The following is a 21,733-nucleotide window of genomic DNA, read 5'->3' on the forward strand; positions in this document are numbered from 1 at the left end:
GAGATTTGGTGAACAGTATGCAGAACTACACCCTACCTTTAACGATTGATTAACAAATTAAACGTATAACCCGGTACCGTCAAAGATGTCAGAAACGATTTTAGAGCTAAAGGATGCGGCCATCTTCCAAAAAGATAGTCTTGTTTTAAACGAGGTAACACTTGATGTACGAAAAGGTGAATTTGTTTATTTGATAGGAAAAACAGGAAGCGGTAAAAGTAGCTTCATGAAAACGTTGTACGGAGACCTTCCTCTAAAACAAGGTACCGGAAGCATCGTAGACTTTGATCTTACCAAGTTGCGTGAAAAAGACATTCCGTTTTTGCGCAGAAAAATCGGTATTGTTTTTCAAGATTTTAAGTTGTTACCGGACCGGACCATTAATAAAAACCTTCATTTTGTTCTTAAAGCAACAGGTTGGAAAGACAACCACAAAATGAACCAAAAAATAGAGGATGTCCTCAATAAAGTGGGCATGAAAACCAAAGGCTTTAAATTTCCACATCAGCTTTCTGGCGGGGAGCAACAGCGTGTAGCGATAGCGAGAGCACTATTAAACGACCCTGAGCTCATATTAGCTGATGAGCCTACCGGGAACCTAGACCCACAGACCAGCGTAGAGGTTATGAAAGTGCTACAGGAAATACATAAATCAGGTCGTTCTATTTTAATGGCAACACATGATTATGCTTTGATTTTAAAATACCCTTCAAAAACACTCAAATGCGACGGTAACAAAATCTTTGAAGTCGTACAACGAGCTGTGTAGCCATTTGTACCAAATACACATAAAACAACCTTATCCCTACAAAAGGATAATATTTAAGCAGGTTCTTTTTCATAACTTTAGGGCAAACCGCAGCAAAGATTGTGGTGACTTCATAAATTCTTAAATCCGAGACGTTATGCCCCATATCAATTTTGCCTGGTGGAATCTTCAAAACTTTTTTGATACCGACGATGACCCTATCTCCAATGACTTCAGCTTTACACCAGAAGCAGGTTGGACGGATGAAGTCTTCAATATAAAAAAGGCTAATCTAGCGCAAGGTCTAAACCTCATTTGGCCCAACGAACAAATTGATTTGTTGACTGTCTGCGAAATTGAAAAAGACACGCTTTTACAAGATTTATTGGACGAAGCAGGAATGAACCACCTAAGTGTGGTTTTTGATGCTTCCGGCACAAGTGATTTACGTGGTATCGATGTAGCCATGGCATATAATCCAGACAAGCTTTCCGTAGTTTCAAGAACATCGCACTTGGTTCATTTAAGATATAGGACCCGAGATATTTTTGAAGTCGTTTTTAGAATAAATGCCACAGGCGAAGAATTCGTGATCATTGCATCACACTGGCCATCTAGAAGCAGAGGACAATACCATTCGGAACCTTTGCGGATTGCTGTTGCAGAACACATAGCCTTTCTTGTGGAAGCGCATACCAAAGTAGACTCTACCACCTACGAAACCCTTCAGGCCAATGATGATTTGGCTGCTATTCAGGCAAAATGGGAAGGTAAAGTTTTAGTGGTGGGTGATTTTAACGATGAGCCTTTTGACCGTAGTATCATTCAACATTTAAAGGCATCCAGAGACCTTGACAAGGTTACAGGAGGCACCAATGACTTTGATAAATTCGTTCACACCTATAAATACCGAGCCAGGGAGACTTTCCTATACAATTTAAGCACCTCAATAATGAATAAATCCGCTTCCGGGAATACGGGCACATATTTTTTAAGCGGATTATTTGATGGTACCGTTTTTACCAACCGCTATCAAATGCTGGATCAGTTGGTGGTTACCCGCGGATTCTTGTCCGGCAACGGTATCACTGCAGACATTGATACTTTTGATATCATTGATGATAACATCCTTGCTACCTCTAGCGGGCGCCCTAGATCATTCAGATACAAATCTTCAAAACCTGATTTTGTAGCCAATGGTTATTCTGATCATTTACCGTTAAAAGTGAAATTAAATTACTGATAAACGGCACAAAAAATAAGGTCAATAATCTGAAACCGGTATCTTTAAATCAGAATTAAAGATTTGCCGCTTTGGCAGCCTCAAGCCGATATCATGATCTTAAAAAAACAAACCTACAGACCGGATAAGCCGGTAAACCCTTTTATTGGGGCTCTTTTATTTCTTATCGCCATTATCCTTTTAGCCATTACCGGGCCACTTGGTTTCGTCTACGGTATTTTTCACAGCCTATTTACTCGTGGTATAAAAGGAATTGGCGAGTATTTGCTAAAAATCGCCATTTCCGTAGACCAACTGGGCAACGTTATTATGCAACATCTGATGAACGTACTTTGGACGAATAAAAACGGATATAAATTCGGCAACAGAGATGAAACCATTTCAAGCGCCCTAGGAAGAAATAAAAAGTTAGGGACCTTGACCGCCGCGGGAAGATTGATGGATAAAATCTTAGATATTATAGACCCTGATCATTCCCTTAATTCCATTGATTATTATGTAGAACCGTCCGAAGATATAATAGACCATTTGGCATGGATACACTTTAAAGACAAACAAATTCTTTGTTTAAAAAAGCTGGGTACTGATGCTGATTTTTATTTTATTCCTAAAGGGATACGACTTGAAGGGGAAACGGATGCCCAAACACTTTTAACGACCACTAAAGACATGCTCAACATTGATATTGACAGTCTTTCCATGGAATTCATTGGTATCTTTGAGGCACAGGCTTTAGGTAAGAAACCCGGAATTTTATCTCGGATGACTTGTTACACCGCTATGCATTCAGGTGAGTTTTTGCCCGATTCGGAATTATATGAAATTGCTTGGCTAACCTATGACCAAAAAGATAAGCTTAGCGAAGTGGACCAGTTAATTTTTGACATTCTCCATCAGAACGGATTGCTTTCATAAAAGCTGTATATTTAGTTTCAATTACCAAACCACCTTAAAATGTTCAAATATTTCACCGGCCTATTTCTCATGATAGGCTTAACCTCCCTATCCGCTCAAACCGAAAAACCCAATGTACTTTTTATCTGTGTTGATGACCTCCGTACCGAACTTGGTGCTTATGGTAAACACTATGTAAAATCTCCTAATATGGACGCTCTTGCTAAAAGCGGAGCTCTTTTTACGAATCACTACGTTCAAGTTCCTACTTGTGGTGCTTCAAGACATGCCATTCTTACTGGAATGCGTCCGTCAAAACCTGTTCATCTTTCAAACAATGCCATTGTTGAAGAACTTTCTATAAAAACTGAATCATCAGTTCCAGAAACATTTATCCATCGTTTTAAACAAGCAGGGTATCATACGGTAGGCATAGGAAAAATAAGCCATTCGGCGGATGGATACGTCTACGGTTATGAAGAAGAACCAACCACTAAAAAAGAACTTCCCCATAGCTGGAGTGACCTAGCATTCGATTCCGGAAAATGGAAAACTGGTTGGAACGCTTTCTTTGCCTATGAAAGCGGCGAGAACAGACAGAGCTTAAAAAAACAAGTGAAGCCCTATGAAGCTGGAGAAACCGATGACCAGGGCTATCCTGATGGTTTAACGACCAATCTTGCCATCTCCAAATTAAAAGAACTTAAGAAAAATGGAGAACCTTTTTTTATGGGCGTCGGTTTTTTTAAACCACACCTTCCTTTTAACGCTCCCAAAAAATACTGGGATCTTTACAATGAAGAAAACTTGCCAGTTTCCACTAACCCTAATATTCCTGAAAATATCAACCAAAAAAGTCTTCATGCAAGCAGTGAGTTCAATCAGTATGCCCTTGGTGAAGAAAAAGCAGGTCTGGACAAACAGGTATCCGATGCGTATGCTCGTAAACTGAAACATGCCTATCTCGCCTCCATCAGTTACATAGATGCACAGATAGGGAGGCTTTACCAACAATTAAAAGAATTGGAACTCGATAAAAACACCATAATCGTTATTTGGGGAGATCACGGTTGGCATTTAGGCGACCAACGCGTTTGGGGAAAACATACACTTTTTGAAAATGCATTGAAAAGCACATTGATTATTAACTCCCCATATTCCCAACATAAAGCAAAGAAGGTAAGGGCCATTGTGGAAAGCGTAGATATCTACCCTACCCTATTAGATATGTGCGGAATTGAGCAAACAAAGTCTACTGACGGTGAAAGCTTTGAAAAACATATAAAATATAACATTCCAGATACAGAAGAGGTTGCTTACAGTTATTTCAAAAATGGTATTTCCATGCGAACCAAAACCTACAGGTTAACAAAATACTTTAGAAAAGACCAACCGGATATTGAATTATATGACCACCACAAGGGCAATGCCAAAGAAGATAAAAATATTGCTAAAGAGAATCCTGAGATAATAAAAGAGCTAATGCCACTTTTAGAAAAAGGAGATACCGGGCTTTTCACAGTTAGCGAATAAAATGTGTGCAAGACGGTATCCTTGTATTACTCTGAAAAGTTTTTGTTACTTTGTCGTCATAAATTTTAAAATCAAATAATGGAAGTTTTAGGCATAGATGTAGGTGGTTCTGGTATAAAAGGTGCCATTGTAAATATTGAAACCGGAAAACTGGTTACCGAGCGCTACCGTATACCTACTCCTGAATCACGTAAGCCAGAAGACATGGCCGACGTAATTGCACAAATCGTAACACATTTTGATTACAAAGGAAAAGTGGGCGTTGGATTTCCTACTGTTATAAAAAGAGGGGTCTGCAAATCTCCTGGTAATCTTCATAAAAGCTGGATGAACACTAATGTTGAAGAGCTTTTCAAGAAAAAGACGGGACTTGATGTTACTGTAGTTAACGATGCTGATATTGCTGGCTATGCCTCTATGAACTACGGCACAGGAAAAGACATGGAAGGCCTCGTTGTTATGATCACTATTGGTACTGGGCTTGGAAGCGGAGCTTTTCTTGATGGAAAATTGATTCCTAATTTTGAGTTAGGTCAAATTCCATATAAAAAATACAAAAAAATAGAACTTTGGGCAGCAGGTTCCGCTAAAGACCGCGAAGGCCTATCCTATAAAAAATGGGGCAAGCGCTTCAATAAATTCCTAAAATTGGTAGAATTGATTGTTTCTCCAGATACTATTCTACTAGGAGGTGGAGCATCAAAAGATTTTGATGAATTTAAAGATTGTATTACTATTGAAACACCGGTTATACCAGCAGGCTTAAAAAACCATGCTGGAATTGTAGGAGCCGCTGCTGCAGCCTTCCACAATATATCTTACCACTAAAGAAACAACAAGATATATAATAAAAAAGAGCCTTGATCAAGGCTCTTTTTTATTGGTATTATTTTATAGTTGCATTTTCTGGAGGAGAGAAGAAATCATCATTAATATCCTTCACAAAATGAATATCAGAGATATCAATTTGTGTAATGTACTCACCCTGCTTCCCTTGTTCGGTTGTCCAATGTGTTTTTAGTTCATTAGGCAAAAGCACACCGCTTACATTTACCAATTCGCCAACCTCCATAAACTTTTCAGGATTGTGACCTCCATCTTTAAAGTACTCAGGGTAAGAAACTATATATCTTGTAGCGGTCAACAAATGTGATTCTTTATCAAACTGAAGAATATAGTAATCATCCGGTGCATCTCCAGTACCAGCGGCAAAAGTTACTTTTACCACGTCATTCGCTTTATTCTTATACGTTGTTTCCGGCAACAACTCTAGATTTACACCTTCACCATCCAGTATAAACGGATGCCCCATTAAATAAAGCGGAGTAAGCGCCCAAAACTTAGTATCATATGCAAAAGCGGTAGAATCCTTAGCTTTCACCCAAGCAGTCTCTCCATCCCAGCCAAATGTTGCAGTACTATCCGTAGTGCTAGTATGCACTGCTTTATTGCGCCATACGTCTACTACCTGATAACTATCGCGTTGCGTGCTACCGTCCAATGGTTGATAATTAAAACGAAAAGACAATGCCCCGTTACCATACCAATTTTTAAGTCCTCCATGAGCTTCCATCGCGGCCCAAACAATTTTACCGGCATCAGTTACTTCAAGTCTGCTTTTAGCCTTCTCTACACGGTTATTGACCCAAGATTCCGGAATCACATAACTATCGGATACTTCCTGCGCCGCAGTATCCGTCGCTTCTTTCTTAGCCTTAGGCTGTTCGTTACAAGATGACATCAAAATAACAGAAGACATTAATAAACCTGCTAAATATACTTTCATAGATTTTATTTTAATTTTAAAAAATAAGGTAGTCGAACCACGGACTTTAACCTTTCATTATATATCAAAAAAAAAGCCTGAACATTGTTCAGGCTTCTCTATTTATGCAATTTTATTTCTCTTTCTGTCTACTTCCGTTAAGTAGATTTTCCTAAGCCGTAGATGATTTGGAGTAACCTCAACGTACTCATCTTTCTGAATATATTCCAACGCCTCCTCTAACGAGAATTTAATTGCCGGAACAATCTTCGCTTTATCATCAGCACCTGAAGAACGAACGTTAGAAAGTTTCTTAGTTTTAGTAATGTTAACCGTCATGTCATCTCCACGAGAGTTTTCACCAATTACCTGACCTTCGTAAATATCTTCACCTGGATCAACAAAAAACTTACCTCTATCCTGTAATTTATCAATTGAATAAGGAATAGCTTTTCCTGTTTCCATAGAAACCAAAGAACCATTTTGTCTTTGCGGAATATCCCCTTTCATTGGTTGGTACTCTAAGAAGCGGTGTGCCATAATAGCCTCGCCTGCAGTAGCTGTCAACAATTGGTTACGAAGACCGATGATACCTCTTGAAGGAATCAAGAACTCACAAACCATACGCTCACCTTTAGCCTCCATACTGGTCATCTCACCTTTTCTTATAGAAACCATTTCTACAGCTTTCCCAGAAACTGATTCCGGTAAATCAATAGTTAAAGATTCTATTGGCTCACATTTAACACCGTCAATCTCTTTTATGATAACCTGTGGCTGTCCAATTTGAAGCTCATAACCTTCACGACGCATCGTTTCAATCAATACGGAAAGGTGAAGTACACCACGACCAAAAACCAAAAACTTATCCGCACTATCAGTTTCACTTACACGTAACGCCAAGTTCTTTTCAAGCTCTTTTTGAAGTCTTTCATTAATATGTCTGGAAGTAACGAACTTACCATCTTTACCAAAGAACGGACTATCATTAATAGTGAACAACATACTCATTGTTGGTTCATCTATCGCAATAGTTTTTAAGCCTTCAGGGGTTTCAATATCAGCAACAGTATCACCAATTTCAAAACCTTCAATACCTGTAATAGCACAAATATCTCCAGTAGCTACCTCTTGTACTTTAAGTCTTCCAAGTCCTTCAAAAACAAAAAGTTCTTTTACTTTAGATTTTACGATAGACCCATCTCTTTTTACCAAAGAAATCTGTTGCCCTTCTTTCAAACTACCTCTTTGTAATCTACCAATCGCAATACGACCTGTAAAAGAAGAGAAATCTAAAGATGTAATCAGCATTTGCGTATTACCTTCTTTTGGTTCAAAAGTGGGTATATGCTCAATCACCATATCTAATAATGGCTCTATATTTTCTGTTTCGTCTTTCCAATCTTCACTCATCCAGTTGTTCTTTGCAGAACCGTAGACTGTTGGAAAATCTAGCTGCCATTCTTCAGCACCTAACTCGAACATTAAATCAAAAACTTTCTCATGAACTTCTTCAGGAGTACAGTTTTCTTTATCTACTTTATTAATAACTACACAAGGCTTCAAACCTAAGTCAATCGCTTTTTGAAGTACAAAACGCGTTTGTGGCATTGGGCCTTCAAAAGCATCAACCAACAATAAAACACCATCGGCCATGTTCAATACACGCTCTACTTCACCACCAAAATCGGCGTGACCAGGGGTATCAATAATATTGATCTTGGTATCTTTATAAACGACAGATACGTTCTTAGAGGTAATGGTAATACCACGCTCACGTTCTAAATCATTATTATCTAAAATCAAGTCCCCTGTGTTCTGATTCTCACGAAACAATTGACAGTGGTACATAATTTTATCTACCAAGGTTGTTTTACCGTGGTCTACGTGCGCGATAATCGCGATGTTCTTAGTTGTTGTTGACATATGTAATTATTTAATAGCAATCCGCCGCTATTTTAAGCGTGCAAAGATACTGCTATTTTTCGCTCAGTAACACAATCTTATGTTATTTTTATGTTGTTGATTTTTAAGGGGTTCGATACAATTGCTATCATCTACTTTTAGGTATGTCATTTTTCACTCATAAACAGTAAGTAAAAAATGTAATTATGAAGGTCAACGTCGTTTACCCAATACCCAACCTACTCGTGCTCCTAAGAATAAACCTAGACCATCTTCAGATTCGGTTTCAAAGTATCCCACACCACCTTCCAATCGATAGAAAAACCCTCGTCTATAAGTTCGTTGCAAACCGTATACCGGCCCAACACCAAAAACACTTTCTGCCAACTCTAGATCTCCAAAAATTGGATTTTCATCCTGATACACCATTAGCATGGCTATATAATTTCCAGAATTCCCTGAGATATTTTTCCCTTTATCCAATCTTCTATCCATATTGTAATAATAGCGAAACTGCCCCCTGAAGGTAGGGAAAATACCAAAATCCGTTTCGCATCCACTACATCCTCTTAAACCAAAACCCGCAACAAACTCTATAGTGGCCGTTGTGTTTTTTCCCAATCCTTTTTCATATAAAATGGCTGGTACAGGCAAGCCTAATTGCACTTGATGGTCTTCAACATTTTTTTTGGTCTGCGCATTTACAAAAACAGTGAAGACGAAAAAAGCAAGAAAAATAGAAACGTTTTTCATAAAATAGTTCTGGTATTCATTAAGCTTTGAAAGCTATCAAATACTGAGCCAAAAATATTTTTTTCCTAACACCAATGTAAGAAAAAGAAACTCTATTTAATCTTATCAAGAAGACAACTATTAACGCCCAACACACCATCTTTTTTCACTAATAATCCAACCAATACTTAAATTCGCGACAGGATAAATACCGCTTTCAAACTGGCCTGTGTAATAAGCTGCTCCAACGTCAACAGAAAAATTAAACCCCGAATCATAACTTCGTTGCAAACCAGTTACTAATCCCGCATAACCAAAAGCACCTTTAACCTCTTTGCCTACAATTGTTCTAGTCCCAGGAAAAAATACCGCAACGGCAGGTGCTATGTAATTTGCCGAGTTGCCATAAATTTGTCTTCTATTTTGTTGCCTTTTTTCAAAGTTATAGTAGTACCGATACTGACCTGCGACGGCAGGAAAAAAACCCAATTCCTCATAAACGTTAGACCGCAAAGGGTCTAAACCCAACTGCATTCCAGCTTTAAAATCAAATGTGGTGTTCGTACCCAGTGCCATTTCATATTCAAAACCTGGGTTTAAGAGATTAACTTTAAGCTGTCTTAATTCACAATTTTTGCCGAACTGAGCATTGGTTTGATATACAAACAGTAACAGCATAAACAGGGGTAGGTATTGTTTACTATACATTTAGATTTGGTTTTAAGACAATCTTACCCAAACACAACAGTTAGCTCCATAAAATAGTATCTTTGCTTAAAAATATTCGACGAATGGACTTATCCTTGATACCCCAAATAAAACATACGGACAGTAACAACTTTTTTCTACTTTCAGGCCCGTGTGCCATTGAAGGCGAAGAAATGGCGCTGCGCATTGCCGAAAAGATTGTTTCGGTTACCGATGCTCTAAAGATTCCGTATGTTTTTAAAGGAAGTTTTAAAAAGGCCAACCGTAGTCGTGTGGATTCATTTACCGGAATTGGTGATGAGAAAGCACTGAAAATTCTTCGTAAAGTATCGGAAACTTTTCATGTTCCAACCGTTACTGATATTCATGAGGTTTCAGATGCCGAAATGGCTGCCGAATATGTAGATGTACTTCAAATTCCTGCATTTTTAGTTCGCCAGACAGATTTGGTTGTGGCTGCAGCAAAAACAGGAAAAGTAGTCAACTTGAAAAAAGGACAGTTTATGAGTCCGGAAAGCATGAAGCACGCCGTTACCAAAGTAAGGGATTCTGGTAACGAAAGTGTATGGATTACCGATCGTGGCACCATGTTTGGCTATCAAGATATGGTTGTTGATTTTAGAGGTATTCCTACTATGAAAGAATATGCACCAGTGGTTCTAGATGTAACGCATTCGTTGCAGCAACCCAACCAAGCTTCAGGTGTTACGGGGGGTCGCCCAGAACTCATTAATACTATGGCAAGAGCAGGAATTGCTGCAGGTGTGGATGGTATTTTTATGGAAACTCATTTTGACCCCGCTAATGCCAAAAGTGACGGTGCAAATATGCTTCACTTGGACCATTTAGAGCGTTTGTTAACCAATTTAACCGCAATTAGAAAAACGGTAAACGGACTTCAATAAGCTTGTCACTTATAAAATTTCTCATCTTTAACCGAATAAGCTTCTTTAAGCAAATCAATTAGGACACTGTTATTTATTGCCTCTAACGAAGTATATCGCAACGATCTTATTACTGTACGGCCTGCCGTAATCACATGCTCTTGATGCAATGTTAGGTGGGCTCCTTTCCAAAAACCTAGGTCTATGTAATTTTTACTTTGATTCAGATAACAAAAAGGGGTTCCATTAATGTAATAAAAGGGAATTCTATATTTAAACTTTAAATCAACATCGGGTATCGTTCGCTCAATAACGGATTGTAGATGTAATAAAATACCCCTAAATGGCTCAGGCTTATCTAGTATGTAATTTTCTGCGGGGTTCATCGATAAAAATCGAATTTAATAACAACAAATATAAGTACCTGTCGTTTTACTTTATAGATTAAATTTGCATTTTTTACTATGATAATCAGCACTTTAAAAAACAATCTATTTCACAAAAGATTACTACTGCTTACCGCATTGGGAACCGTACTGCTGGCTTTAAGAGTGTATTTAACTCAATCCATAGACTTCACTTTTTTATTGTGGAACCTTTTTTTAGCGCTCATTCCGCTTTTTCTATCCAAACAATTTTTATTCAATGTTCAGGTCGGAAAATCGCGCGCACTGCGAATTGTAATTCTAACACTATGGGTTCTTTTTCTACCCAATAGCCCATATATTATAACAGATTTTGTACACCTAGATGGTAACCGTCCTACATTTTGGTTAGACCTATTGCTTTTTTTCGTGTTTTCCCTAAACGGATTAATCTTAGGCGTCCTCTCTATGATGGATGTCTTCAGCTACCTAAGAAAAAGAAACCACCCTATTTTAGCCAATGGTATATTGCTATTTGTTAGTTTATTGAGTGGTTACGGTGTTTTTCTGGGTAGATTCTTACGTTTCAATTCTTGGGATATTCTTACCAAGCCTTTGGTTCTGGCAGAGAGTCTTTTCAACTCCTTATTTCTGGTTGATGCTTGGTTATGGATTTTTGGTTTCGGTAGTTTTATCTGGGTATCGTTTTGGGCTTTAAAACCCTTCTTACGTGGTCATGGCACGACATCTTTGGATAGTAGAAAAATTTAATTTTACTTGATAATCGAGATTAAAATTATGCAAATGTTAATTCCATTTCCCTTTCAAAAGCAGGCTTAATCTTTTGTAAATACTTTAATGGGGTATCATCGGAAAGGGTAACTCTCTTAGAAACGAGGTTGACATCAAAATGGAAACACGAAAAATCCACAAAACTGTCTACATCAAAATTATCAATCAGAAACCGGATTATCTTAGGTCGAAACTCATACTCAAGTTCAACACAAAGCTGATGAAGTTGCTCATCTATTTCTCGGTTCGTGATCCAATTGAATTTCATAAATTCTCGTTTTATAAAGCTTTACAATATATAAAATATTAACAATAACTTAACAAAAACGAAACCTTTTTTTAATCTCTCGTCATAACGCCACAAAATCAGTTAAATAGCTATATCGCGGAGTAAGTTTTCCATTCTTAGTCATTCGTGCTCGCTCTAAAACTCCATCTTTATCTCCGTTAAAAAAAGCAGGAATAACGTTTTTTACAAATGCCTGTCCAAAGCCTTCACTTGCATCCTGGGGAATTTCGCAGGGCAAATTATCCACAGCCATGACGGCTATAGCAGATTCATTTTTATAGTCCGTTTCAGATTCTGTTATGGGGTCGTACCCATAAATAGGGTCGGCAATGGTTGACGGTTTTATCGTGGTCGCAACTGGGCCGTCTATATCACAACTTACATCAGCTACCACTTTTATTTTAAAGTCTTCTTTTTTTGCATCTTCACGAGTGAATAAATAGGGAGCTCCTTGTCCATAAAAATGACCTGCAATAAAGAAGTCCGATACTTGTGTAAAGCGATAGAAATTACTCTTGTATTCTTCAGGATTGGTAAAAAAATCTACTTTGTTGCCTCTTACACCGTCTTTTCTTTTGTTGTAATCCGAAGCATCAATTTGACAGTATACAGGCTCATCAAAAGAGTCTTCCAAATATTGGGTGACATTAACTTTTTTAATATGCATGGCATCTAACATCTCTCGCGCTCCGTTACCAACTCTTCCCCTGCCTGTTAGGATTATTTTTATATTAGGAAGGGTAATTTTATTGAGTTCGGCAATCAACTCTTGTTGGTTCGCTAAATTTTCTGCTTTCGGAAGTTCATATAACCCATATTTCAAACCATAGGTTCGTAATCCATTATAGGCTCCTACGATTCCCGCATACCTACCAAAAGCTACTAAACGTTGTTCTTTTTTATTGGTAATGACTTCATGATCATATAATTCAATGTTTTTTTCAAGTACCGCTCTCAACAACTTCTTATTATAAGGTTGCTCTTTTATAGTATGGGAAAAGAAAAAATATTTTTTATTCGGAATCAAGCTTTCAATCGGCACCTCCTTTACACCAAGAAGTACGTCACATTCTTCCATTTTGGAAGCAACCTCTATTCCTTTTGCCGTATACTCATCATCTGAGAAAACTCGAATAGGCGACGGTTCTACAATAATTTCCGCTTTTGGCTGATTGGTTACGACCTTTTGACAGGCTTCTGGTGATAATACAACCCTGCGGTCTGGTGGGTTTTTACGCTCCCTAATGATTCCGAACTTCATGATACTGGACTTTTATAACTTATGAGTAGTCAATGGTTTCAAATGTAACTTAATGATTGCAGCCTATCAAAACTTTTTTTGGAATACTTTTTGGGGTATCTTTGCCGACCGTAGTAGTTTATGCTATTACGGATTTTTTACGGGGCCGACTGGTTTTGACAGCGAGACCAATGGTATTGTAAGCATGTTGAGCGCTGGGGTACAGCTCATTAATATCATACTTCACACTTTTAATTGGCGAAAACAATTACGCTCTTGCCGCTTAATCTGAATTACAGTAAGATTTAGCCTCGTCTCTACAAGGTAGAGAAGCGAGATGTTCCTGAATAGCCTCTGTCGACGGCGATTCAATTCGGAGCACCATAAATGTCGATATAAGGCTACTAGCGCTTTGATAGTAGCACCAAAACTTTAAGAAGCTAAGTGTATATTAGGCCGTTTCCGGTCAGGTATGCATCGAAAATTAATCGGGAACTAAACATGTAGAAAGCTCTATTATTGCTTGTTTGGACGAGGGTTCGACTCCCTCCGGCTCCACAGATAAAAAACCACCCATTTGGGTGGTTTTTTGTTTTACGTAATGCCTAATCTAATTACTACAACAACGGCCTCAACGTCTCCCATACCGTATTTGCTACAATCTTGTGGCCTTCAATTGTGGGATGAATACCATCCTGTTGATTTAGAGAGGCAATACCTCCAACATCTTTCAGAATAAAAGGGATAAAAGCAATGTTATTCTTTTCGGCGATTTCTTCAAAAAGTTGTTTGAACTCTGTGGTATATTCCTGGCCCATGTTAGGGGGCAATTGCATACCGGCAAGTACGATTTTGATATCCGGACTTTTACCTCGCACCACATCAATTATTGCTTGTAGGTTGGAGCGTGTTTCCGATAAATCCACACCACGTAAGCCGTCATTGGCACCGAGTTCCAATACGAAAACATCAAGGTCTTGTTTGACTACCCAATCAATTCGGCTTCTGCCTCCAGCGGTAGTTTCACCACTTACCCCGGAATTAATTACTGTATAATCCAATCCTAAGGAGTCAATTTTTTCCTGTACAACTGCCGGGTAAGCCTCATTGGTATCATCAAGACCATAGCCCGCCGTAATACTGTCCCCAAAAAACAGAATACTCTTCGTTTCAGTAGCTGTCGTTGCGGTACTTTCCGTCTGTTCAGAAGTTTGCTGAACCTCATCCGTTTTTTCTTTTTTCGCTTCGCCACAAGAAAGGAACAATAACGCCAGAAAAAAATAACTAAACTTTATGAGTTTCAGCTCAATCGACGTTGGTAAATTAAAGTGAAAATCTTTATTATGCGCCTTGAACATGAACAGTTATTTAAATTTAGATAATGTCAAATATATTAAAGATTACCGGTTTGGAAAAGACATACACCAGCGGTAACAAGCAATTAACAGTTCTCCAAGGCATCTCTTTCCATGTTGAGAAAGGCCAAACCTTTTCAATTGTTGGTCCGTCGGGAAGTGGTAAGACCACTTTACTGGGCTTATGCGCCGGTTTGGATGCTCCTAATGCGGGTTCCGTAGAATTATGCGGACAAGATTTGAACACGCTTAACGAAGACGAACGCGCCCAACTACGTAATAAGGAAGTCGGTTTTATATTCCAGAATTTTCAGTTGCTGCCCACACTTACCGCTCTGGAAAATGTGAGCGTTCCTTTGGAATTGCAGGGTGCCAAGGATGCAACTCAAAAAAGCACGGATTTATTGGAAAAAGTAGGACTGAAAGACCGTTTACATCATTATCCCTCGCAATTGTCCGGCGGGGAACAGCAGCGCGTGGCATTGGCAAGAGCTTTTGCAAATGCGCCTTCCATCTTATTTGCAGATGAACCAACAGGAAATCTAGATACCGAAACCGGTGAAAAGGTGATTCAGTTATTGCTGGACCTGAACAAAGAAAACGGCACCACCTTGGTCATTATAACCCATGATTTGGAATTAGCCAACCGTACGCAGCAAATATTGCAGCTTAAAGGTGGGAAAATAGTAACCAATCAACCTACTACGGCATTTTGAAGAATTCTACATCCCACGAAAGTTTACGGACACCTTGGCTCTTTAAAATGGCATGGCGCGATGCCAAAGCCAGTAAAGTGCGGTTACTACTATTTATGGCCTCAATTATTTTGGGCATTGCAGCGGTCGTTTCCATTCAGCTGTTCAGCACCAATTTAAAGGACAACATACAGCGCCAGTCCAAAGCGCTAATGGGTGCCGATTTTAAAATCGACTCAAAGCAAATACCTACGGAACGGGCACAGGCTATTATAGATTCGTTACAGCCAGATGCGTATGAAGTCAACTTTGTCTCCATGGCCGTTTTTCCTAAGAACGGCGGCACCAAACTCGTAAAGGTCCAAGGTCTGGAAGGTGATTTTCCGTTTTATGGGGAAATAGATACGCAACCGACTTCCGTTGCCGGCACTTACCAAGAGTCGGGCGGAGCACTGGTAGATGCTACGCTGATGCTTCAATTTGATATTCATCCAGGGGACTCAATAAAAATAGGCGAACTGACCATTCCTATTGCGGGTGAGGTAAAAGCGATTCCGGGCAGTACCGCCATTTCAACTTCCGTGGCGCCTCCTGTTATCATTCCCTATCGCTATATTGAGGCTACAAAACTGCTACAATTCGGCAGTCGAAAAGAATATCAATATTACTACAAGGTACAAGATACCGTCAATCTAAAACGACTGCAGGACAAACTGGAGCCCGAACTGGAATTGGAAAATGCTGATTTGGACACCCATACCAGCACTACGAACCGTTTGGGTAGGCGTTATGACAATGTGGGCAAGTTTCTGAACTTAGCTGCCTTTATCGCTTTACTCTTAGGATGTATCGGTATTGCCAGTTCGGTACATATCTACATCAAAGAGAAATTAAAAGCTATCGCTATTTTAAAATGTATGGGTGCTTCCCGACTTCAGAGTTTTCTGATTTTCCTGATTCAGATTGCCGGAATAGGAGCAATTGGTGGTCTCATCGGGTCGTTGATCGGGATTGGCATACAGGAGTTATTTCCGTATTTGCTCAAAGAGTTTTTACCCTTTGACCTTGAAATTACCATTTCCGTACAACCCTTGATTATTGGGGTGTTGCTCGGGCTGTTTATGTCCGTTTTATTTGCGCTTCTTCCCCTATTAAGAACCTGGTACGTATCGCCTTTGGATGTTTTACGGGTTGATGAAAATTCGTCTCAAGAACCACAATCCATACGATTAATGGTATTTGGGGCCATTCTGGTATTCTTATTTTTATTTTCCTTTTGGCTGATCAGAGATGCCATGTATGCCTTGGCATTTGTTGGTGGTACTCTTGTTACGTTTACAGTTCTGGGGCTTGTAGCTTCGCTTTTTACAAAGTTGGTAAAACGCTTTTTTCCCAAGCATTGGAGTTTTACCGCACGGCAAAGTTTGCTCAATCTTTTCAGGCCCAATAACCAAACGGTTGTTTTGGTGGTCGCTATTGGTTTGGGAACGTTCTTGATCAGCACCTTATATTTTACAAAAGATATTCTGTTGGCAAAAGCCGAAGTTGGAGATACTTCAGAAGCGGCCAATATGATAATTTTGGATATTCAACCGGAACAACGCGATTCGGTTGCACAAACTATAAACGGCAAAGGTTTTCCCGTACTTAAGAATATTCCTTTGGTGACCATGCGAATGCACAACATTAACGGCACATCCGTAAATGAACTGCGAAAAGACACTACAAAACAAATACGCCGTTGGATTCTTAACCACGAATTTAGGACCACCTACCGTGATTCGCTTACCTCTTCTGAAAATTTGTTGGAAGGCGAATGGACGCCAGAAATAAAAACAGGCGAACCTATCTCTATATCCATTTCTGATAATCTGGCCAGAGATGCAAAACTGGGCATTGGCGACCCAGTTGTATTTAATGTGCAAGGTGTTTTAATGGAAACCACGGTGGGGAGCATCCGTGAAGTAGACTGGGCACAGATGCAGCTTAATTTTTCCATATTGTTTCCTAAAGGGGTTTTGGAACAAGCACCACAGTTCAACGTTTTTACCAGTACTATTCCGGACGAAAAAGGTTCGGCACTTTTGCAGCGGGATTTGGTCGCTCAATTTCCGAATCTGACCATTATAGATTTGCGACAAGTTTCTACTTTGCTAGAGGACATACTGGACCAAGTATCTTGGGTCATCAATTTTATGGCGTTTTTTAGCATTTTTACGGGTATTATCGTACTTATTGGCTCGGTACGAACAAGCAAATACCAACGGATTAAAGAAAGCGTATTGCTCCGTACTTTGGGCGCCAAAAACAATCAGATTTTAAAAATATCTGCTTTGGAATATGTGTTTTTAGGCTTGTTAGGAAGTTTGGTCGGAATTATACTAGCATTAATAAGTAGTCTATGCTTGGCCCTATTTGTTTTCAAGGAACCCTTTGTGCCGTCATTTATTCCGTTTGTGGTGTTCTTACCGGGAATTACGCTGCTCGTCTTGATTATCGGTCTAAGTAATATTCAAACGGTATTGCGAAGTTCGCCTTTGGAGGTGTTACGAAAAGAAGGATAATTATATGATGATTTGTTTAGTCTAAAATACAAATTCAATCAAATTTCAGAACTTCATTATATGCCAAAACATATAATTAGTAACATTAGCCCCATTTTATATGTCAAAGCATATAAAACACATATCAGAAACACCTACTAAAATCAATACTATAAAAATCATCAACAAAAAAGCCCCGTAAACAAAATGTTTGCGGGGCTTTATATTTGCTATGGATAAGAACGTACTTTACCTATCGTTAATTTCCACAAGTTTGTCATCGCTCCATTCGCCACCGGCTACCAAATCGCCATCAGAATCAAAGAATTTACCCGTACCGCTGCGTTTATCCTCTTTCCATTGACCGGCGTACTTTTCGCCGTTTGGCCAGTAGTACGTACCAAATCCGCTGCGTTTATCGTTTTTGTAGGTGCCAATGTAATATTCGCCATCAGGCCAGTAGAACGTTCCTTCACCATCACGCTGGTTGTCCGCCCATTGCCCTTCGTAACGACTGCCGCTATCCAAAAGTGCAATGCCGTAACCGTTGGCTTTTCCGTTTTTCACCTTGCCAACATAGTGCATTAAGTTGCCTTTCGCACTTTTAAATTTTAGGTATTGCCCAGAAGATTTATCTTTCATCTGTTTCTTCAAACGGGCCAACTGTACTTTGGTTTTCTCTAAGGTAAAGTTTAAAGAATCGTATTTACGAACTTCCCTTGCAGAAGCAATTTCGGGTTTAGGCAAACTATCCAATTCCGCTTTTACAGAATCTTCTTTTGCATTGACACCCGATTTCACCTGCGCCAATTTCTGCGCCAAAGCAATACGCAACGGAATGCCCATTTTATTTTCTTCCCTGACTTTTAAAGACGCTGTATATGATTCTATGGCCGAATCATATTTACCTTCCAACAACATAGAATCTATGATAGCTAATTTCTCATATTCGCCCAGTTCTTCGGAAATCTGCCCTTGCTGCACTTGGGCTTCCTCCAACTGTTTTGTAAGCGAATTCGATTTTATAAAATAGAACAAAGAACAACCGATACTAGCGGCCAAAATCACATAAATTGCAATATTCTTTTTCATGGTTTCTTGGTTTTATGTTTTATACGGCTTAATCGTCTAAATGGATCGATGGTAATTTCTTTTTCACCCTTCTGAAATCCGGGGAATAGTACATATGAAAGCGCATCGTCCAGGTTTGTTTAAAATATCCCGCATTGACCAAATCCTGTCCTTGGGAGTACATTAATCCGGCAGCAAAAGTCAGTCTTGGGGTAGCGATATAACCAAAAGTGGTCGTCAATCGTAAATCTTCCATGGCACTGCCCACAACCTCTTTTCCGCTTTGCATAATCAGTTCCGCTTCCGGGGAAACGTAAAAGGTCTTAGGCTTTAGTTTGTGGCTGTTTAACGGCACTTTTGCCCGGAACATATAACGCCATCTATTTCTGTAGATGTAATCACTGTTCTCTACAAAACTCTGCGTCCACCTATGTTCTATACGGATACGATGGTAAATCATTGCGGTATATAGTGGCTGTGCAAATTGATACTGGTGCCAAATACGCCATTCGGGCACTACGTTTCTGTCTTCAGAATCTTCGTCTGTATTAAAATTAATACGCACTACTCCACCCAAACTAAAATTCACTTTTTTAGAATAAATGTACCCAATGGCATGTCTATTATAAATTTGAGCGATTTGACCAACAAACGGGGTTTCTTCAGTTTCTTGAAAACGAAAATGGGTCTGTGCATCCCAAAACAAACGTTTACCTATTCTAATCTTCCCGTAAGTATTAACCCAAACTTTGGTAGTTGGGTCTTTGTATTCTGAAGATGCTGGTAAATATACTTTTTCCTCTTCTTGCGCCATGACGCTTCCGGTTACGACCAAGAGCGACATTACGAGCCAAATAAAATTATTTTTTCTGCTTTCCATGTCTATTTCTCTTTGGCGGTTGATTGCTCATGAAGCAGTTTCATAATCTCATTGGGGTTCTTCTCCCTACGCAATTTGCGTTCTAGTTTTTTGGTGTCCTCTTCCCTAAGTTTCACCATGCGATTGTTGGTATGCGTAATCTGCTCGGTGAGCTTTTTCGCATTCTCACAATCTACTTCGGTTGCTTGAATCAGAAAATCAGGAAGGAGTATTTCGCTGTAGGCGGAAGTAACTCTCTTTTTCACCCCTTCTTGCATTACCGTTGCCATAAAGGGGTTCCAAATGGCATCTTCGTACAGTACTTTTATTTCTTCGGATGTAGCGGGAAGGTTGCCAAGAACACCCGTTAATTCTTGTAATTCACCCAAGCACACTTTCAGCTTGTTACCAAAAGCCAATTTCTCTTCGGGCTTGTTCAAGGAAGCATATTCCCCTAAGGACTTGTCCGCGAGCTTTTTTAAGTTGTTTAGCGGAGCATTGTATAGCAACGGCAGTGCAGGCAGCAAAGAATCTATTTGGGTTACCAAACTATCGTTCTCCGCAATCAAGTCTTTTTCCAGTCCGTTTAGGGCCTGTAGTCGTGCCTCGTTTGTCAATCGGTCGGATAAGGATTCCATGAGCTCTTGTAAACTGAGCTTGGCGTATTCCGCTATTGCGGCGACCGTTTTAGTGGAGTTGCCATTAAAATTGAATTCACCCGTATTGGCCAGTACAAAAGTTCTTGTGTTTTGAGCCGTATCCGTTACTACTTCAATATTTGTATTGGGCTTTCCGGACGGCCACAATTGCTGCATCAATTTGGGAAGCTCCATATATTCCAGAATATCTTCCTCCTTATACTTTACAAAAGTGTGAAGCGGTTGTAGAAAATCGGCATCTATTTTTTTGACCACTTCGTATCTATACTGTGCATCGGCATCGGAGCGGCGTACAATATTCAAGTGACTGTTATTTAAAAGGGTATCGCTGATGGATTTTGCCGCTTTAAAGTCTTGGGCAATTTGGTCAATATCTGCTTTCTGCTGGGCATCCAATGCATAAAAAGGGACTTTCACCTGAAAATTAGGAGTCAAGTCCGTTGGTCCCATTTCGTTTAAAATGCCATTCAATTTTGCATAGTACCCATCATTCTCGGCTAATAGCTGGGCAACATCACTTTTAAAATCAATAGAATTTTCAGAAGTTATGGTTGCTTTTAAAAGGTCTATATATCCTTGATTTAGAGCAATCGTTTTGTAAGCGTTGTGCGAAGTAAAAACATTTATTTCTTTGGATATACCATCCGTAGTCCAATTAATCTCCTGTAGCAGCCCCTCGTCAAAAATCCAGTTTTCAGTATCTTCTAGGTCATTAGATGCGTAAGACGTCCATTCGTCATGTGCTAGTCCGTTTCTTAGAAAGCGACCTACGAGCACCGTACTATCGTTTTCCATCTGAAAACTTTGTTGGGGCACGCCATTTTTAAAATTGATGACACTGCTAAAAAGTGTGCTTTCTATTTCTGATGATTTAATACGGTTTACTTCATACGACCATTTTCCATCAGGTTTGCCTTTTGAAATGGCACCTCTTCCCTCCTCTTGTTGGCCACTGACCAATACGCGGTATTCATAACCTACGAGCTTACTTTCGCTCTCCGTTTGAAACTCGCCAAACTGAAAAAGCCAAGGTCCCGTTGGGGTGCCTTTATCAAAACTGCCTTCCATTAAAAAAGAAGTATCCGCTTCTTCTAATAAGGCATTGAGGTTGCTACTTTGCAATTGAAAAGTACCATCGTAGAGGGTGTCTTGTTCCGTTACCACATAGGTGTAGGCAGCTTTCCCCTTGTAGGCGCCAACTTCTAGCGGGCCATTGTATTGTTGCTTCTCTTGACCGTACGAATGGTACAGAAACACCAGGGAAATTAAAAGAACAAGCCGTTTTTTAAAATAGATCATTCGGCAATTTTGGTATATAATTGGTTCGTCTTGGTAGTAAAATACGGAGCCTAGCCCTATATGGACGTTTGCCGGAAGCCTTTTTAACATATACGGAAACCTGTACGCCCATTTTTACGGATTTATCAGATAATCAACCACTTCCGCTCCAATA

General features: G+C 39.5%; 20 protein-coding genes and 1 other RNA gene. 10 read left to right on the forward strand and 11 right to left on the reverse strand.

Going from position 1 to position 21,733, the window contains the following annotated elements; all coding sequences use genetic code 11:
• The first annotated feature begins 85 nt into the window (after nt 1-85).
• The 5 genes from IWC72_RS01450 (at nt 86) to ppgK (ending at nt 5,246) form a co-directional block, all read left to right on the forward strand.
• Nucleotides 86-769 (forward strand): cell division ATP-binding protein FtsE, encoded by a 684-nt coding sequence (locus IWC72_RS01450; protein WP_194524487.1) that lies wholly within the window; start codon nt 86-88, stop codon nt 767-769.
• Nucleotides 770-905: 136 nt separating this feature from the next.
• The gene (locus IWC72_RS01455) at nt 906-1,991 is read left to right on the forward strand and encodes an endonuclease/exonuclease/phosphatase family protein (protein ID WP_194528590.1); all 1,086 of its coding nucleotides are present in this window, start codon (nt 906-908) and stop codon (nt 1,989-1,991) included.
• A 93-nt stretch (nt 1,992-2,084) separates the two neighbouring features.
• Entirely contained in the window at nt 2,085-2,906 is an 822-nt protein-coding gene (locus IWC72_RS01460; RefSeq protein ID WP_194528591.1) for an NUDIX hydrolase, read from the forward strand.
• 39 nt (nt 2,907-2,945) lie between these two features.
• The gene (locus tag IWC72_RS01465) at nt 2,946-4,418 is read left to right on the forward strand and encodes a sulfatase (protein ID WP_194528592.1); all 1,473 of its coding nucleotides are present in this window, start codon (nt 2,946-2,948) and stop codon (nt 4,416-4,418) included.
• Between the two features lie 78 nt (nt 4,419-4,496).
• Nucleotides 4,497-5,246, forward strand: coding sequence for a polyphosphate--glucose phosphotransferase (gene ppgK, locus IWC72_RS01470; RefSeq protein WP_194528593.1), 750 nt, complete (start codon nt 4,497-4,499; stop codon nt 5,244-5,246).
• A 58-nt stretch (nt 5,247-5,304) separates the two neighbouring features.
• Here ppgK and IWC72_RS01475 read toward each other — a convergent pair whose 3' ends face one another.
• The 4 genes from IWC72_RS01475 to IWC72_RS01490 all read right to left on the reverse strand — a co-directional run bounded on the left by IWC72_RS01475 (nt 5,305) and on the right by IWC72_RS01490 (nt 9,528).
• Nucleotides 5,305-6,204, reverse strand: a complete 900-nt coding sequence (locus IWC72_RS01475) for a LolA-like protein (RefSeq protein WP_194528594.1) — start codon at nt 6,202-6,204, stop codon at nt 5,305-5,307.
• A 102-nt stretch (nt 6,205-6,306) separates the two neighbouring features.
• Nucleotides 6,307-8,109: a translational GTPase TypA gene (gene typA, locus IWC72_RS01480; protein ID WP_194524493.1), complete on the reverse strand. Its 1,803-nt coding sequence runs from the start codon at nt 8,107-8,109 to the stop codon at nt 6,307-6,309.
• 192 nt (nt 8,110-8,301) lie between these two features.
• Nucleotides 8,302-8,841 (reverse strand): hypothetical protein, encoded by a 540-nt coding sequence (locus tag IWC72_RS01485; RefSeq protein WP_194524494.1) that lies wholly within the window; start codon nt 8,839-8,841, stop codon nt 8,302-8,304.
• 120 nt (nt 8,842-8,961) lie between these two features.
• Nucleotides 8,962-9,528 (reverse strand): hypothetical protein, encoded by a 567-nt coding sequence (locus IWC72_RS01490; RefSeq protein WP_194528595.1) that lies wholly within the window; start codon nt 9,526-9,528, stop codon nt 8,962-8,964.
• A gap of 83 nt (nt 9,529-9,611) precedes the next feature.
• Between IWC72_RS01490 and kdsA the strand changes: the two genes are divergently transcribed.
• The gene (gene kdsA, locus IWC72_RS01495; RefSeq protein ID WP_194524496.1) at nt 9,612-10,433 is read left to right on the forward strand and encodes a 3-deoxy-8-phosphooctulonate synthase; all 822 of its coding nucleotides are present in this window, start codon (nt 9,612-9,614) and stop codon (nt 10,431-10,433) included.
• Between the two features lie 5 nt (nt 10,434-10,438).
• On the opposite strand, the gene IWC72_RS01500 is transcribed toward kdsA, so the two are convergent.
• The gene (locus tag IWC72_RS01500; protein ID WP_194528596.1) at nt 10,439-10,798 is read right to left on the reverse strand and encodes a DUF1801 domain-containing protein; all 360 of its coding nucleotides are present in this window, start codon (nt 10,796-10,798) and stop codon (nt 10,439-10,441) included.
• Nucleotides 10,799-10,876: 78 nt separating this feature from the next.
• Here IWC72_RS01500 and IWC72_RS01505 point away from each other — a divergent pair, with 78 nt between their 5' ends.
• Nucleotides 10,877-11,548 (forward strand): DUF1361 domain-containing protein, encoded by a 672-nt coding sequence (locus IWC72_RS01505; RefSeq protein WP_194524498.1) that lies wholly within the window; start codon nt 10,877-10,879, stop codon nt 11,546-11,548.
• Nucleotides 11,549-11,573: 25 nt separating this feature from the next.
• Here the strand turns inward: IWC72_RS01505 and IWC72_RS01510 are convergent, their stop codons facing one another.
• Nucleotides 11,574-11,837 (reverse strand): hypothetical protein, encoded by a 264-nt coding sequence (locus tag IWC72_RS01510; RefSeq protein ID WP_194524499.1) that lies wholly within the window; start codon nt 11,835-11,837, stop codon nt 11,574-11,576.
• A gap of 82 nt (nt 11,838-11,919) precedes the next feature.
• Nucleotides 11,920-13,119: an NAD(P)-dependent oxidoreductase gene (locus tag IWC72_RS01515; RefSeq protein ID WP_194528597.1), complete on the reverse strand. Its 1,200-nt coding sequence runs from the start codon at nt 13,117-13,119 to the stop codon at nt 11,920-11,922.
• Between the two features lie 141 nt (nt 13,120-13,260).
• Between IWC72_RS01515 and ssrA the strand changes: the two genes are divergently transcribed.
• Nucleotides 13,261-13,659: a transfer-messenger RNA gene (gene ssrA / locus IWC72_RS01520) on the forward strand.
• A 56-nt stretch (nt 13,660-13,715) separates the two neighbouring features.
• Here the strand turns inward: ssrA and IWC72_RS01525 are convergent.
• A complete protein-coding gene (locus tag IWC72_RS01525; RefSeq protein ID WP_194528598.1) occupies nt 13,716-14,456 on the reverse strand; it encodes an arylesterase in 741 nt (246 codons plus the stop codon).
• 23 nt (nt 14,457-14,479) lie between these two features.
• Between IWC72_RS01525 and IWC72_RS01530 the strand changes: the two genes are divergently transcribed.
• Nucleotides 14,480-15,169 carry an ABC transporter ATP-binding protein gene (locus IWC72_RS01530; protein WP_194528599.1) on the forward strand — a complete coding sequence of 230 codons (690 nt, stop codon included), beginning with the start codon at nt 14,480-14,482 and terminating at the stop codon, nt 15,167-15,169.
• A gap of 47 nt (nt 15,170-15,216) precedes the next feature.
• Entirely contained in the window at nt 15,217-17,712 is a 2,496-nt protein-coding gene (locus IWC72_RS01535; protein WP_194531062.1) for an ABC transporter permease, read from the forward strand.
• A gap of 228 nt (nt 17,713-17,940) precedes the next feature.
• Here IWC72_RS01535 and IWC72_RS01540 read toward each other — a convergent pair whose 3' ends face one another.
• Genes IWC72_RS01540 through IWC72_RS01550 form a run of 3 tightly spaced genes read right to left on the reverse strand, consistent with a single transcriptional unit; the run spans nt 17,941 to nt 21,579 of the window.
• Nucleotides 17,941-18,783, reverse strand: a complete 843-nt coding sequence (locus tag IWC72_RS01540) for an MORN repeat-containing protein (protein ID WP_194528600.1) — start codon at nt 18,781-18,783, stop codon at nt 17,941-17,943.
• Nucleotides 18,784-18,811: 28 nt separating this feature from the next.
• Entirely contained in the window at nt 18,812-19,642 is an 831-nt protein-coding gene (locus tag IWC72_RS01545) for a DUF2490 domain-containing protein (protein WP_194528601.1), read from the reverse strand.
• 2 nt (nt 19,643-19,644) lie between these two features.
• Nucleotides 19,645-21,579 carry a hypothetical protein gene (locus IWC72_RS01550; protein WP_194528602.1) on the reverse strand — a complete coding sequence of 645 codons (1,935 nt, stop codon included), beginning with the start codon at nt 21,577-21,579 and terminating at the stop codon, nt 19,645-19,647.
• Between the last annotated feature and the right edge of the window lie 154 nt (nt 21,580-21,733).

The sequence above is a fragment of the Zobellia roscoffensis genome, assembly GCF_015330165.1.
GTDB classification, from domain to species: domain Bacteria; phylum Bacteroidota; class Bacteroidia; order Flavobacteriales; family Flavobacteriaceae; genus Zobellia; species Zobellia roscoffensis.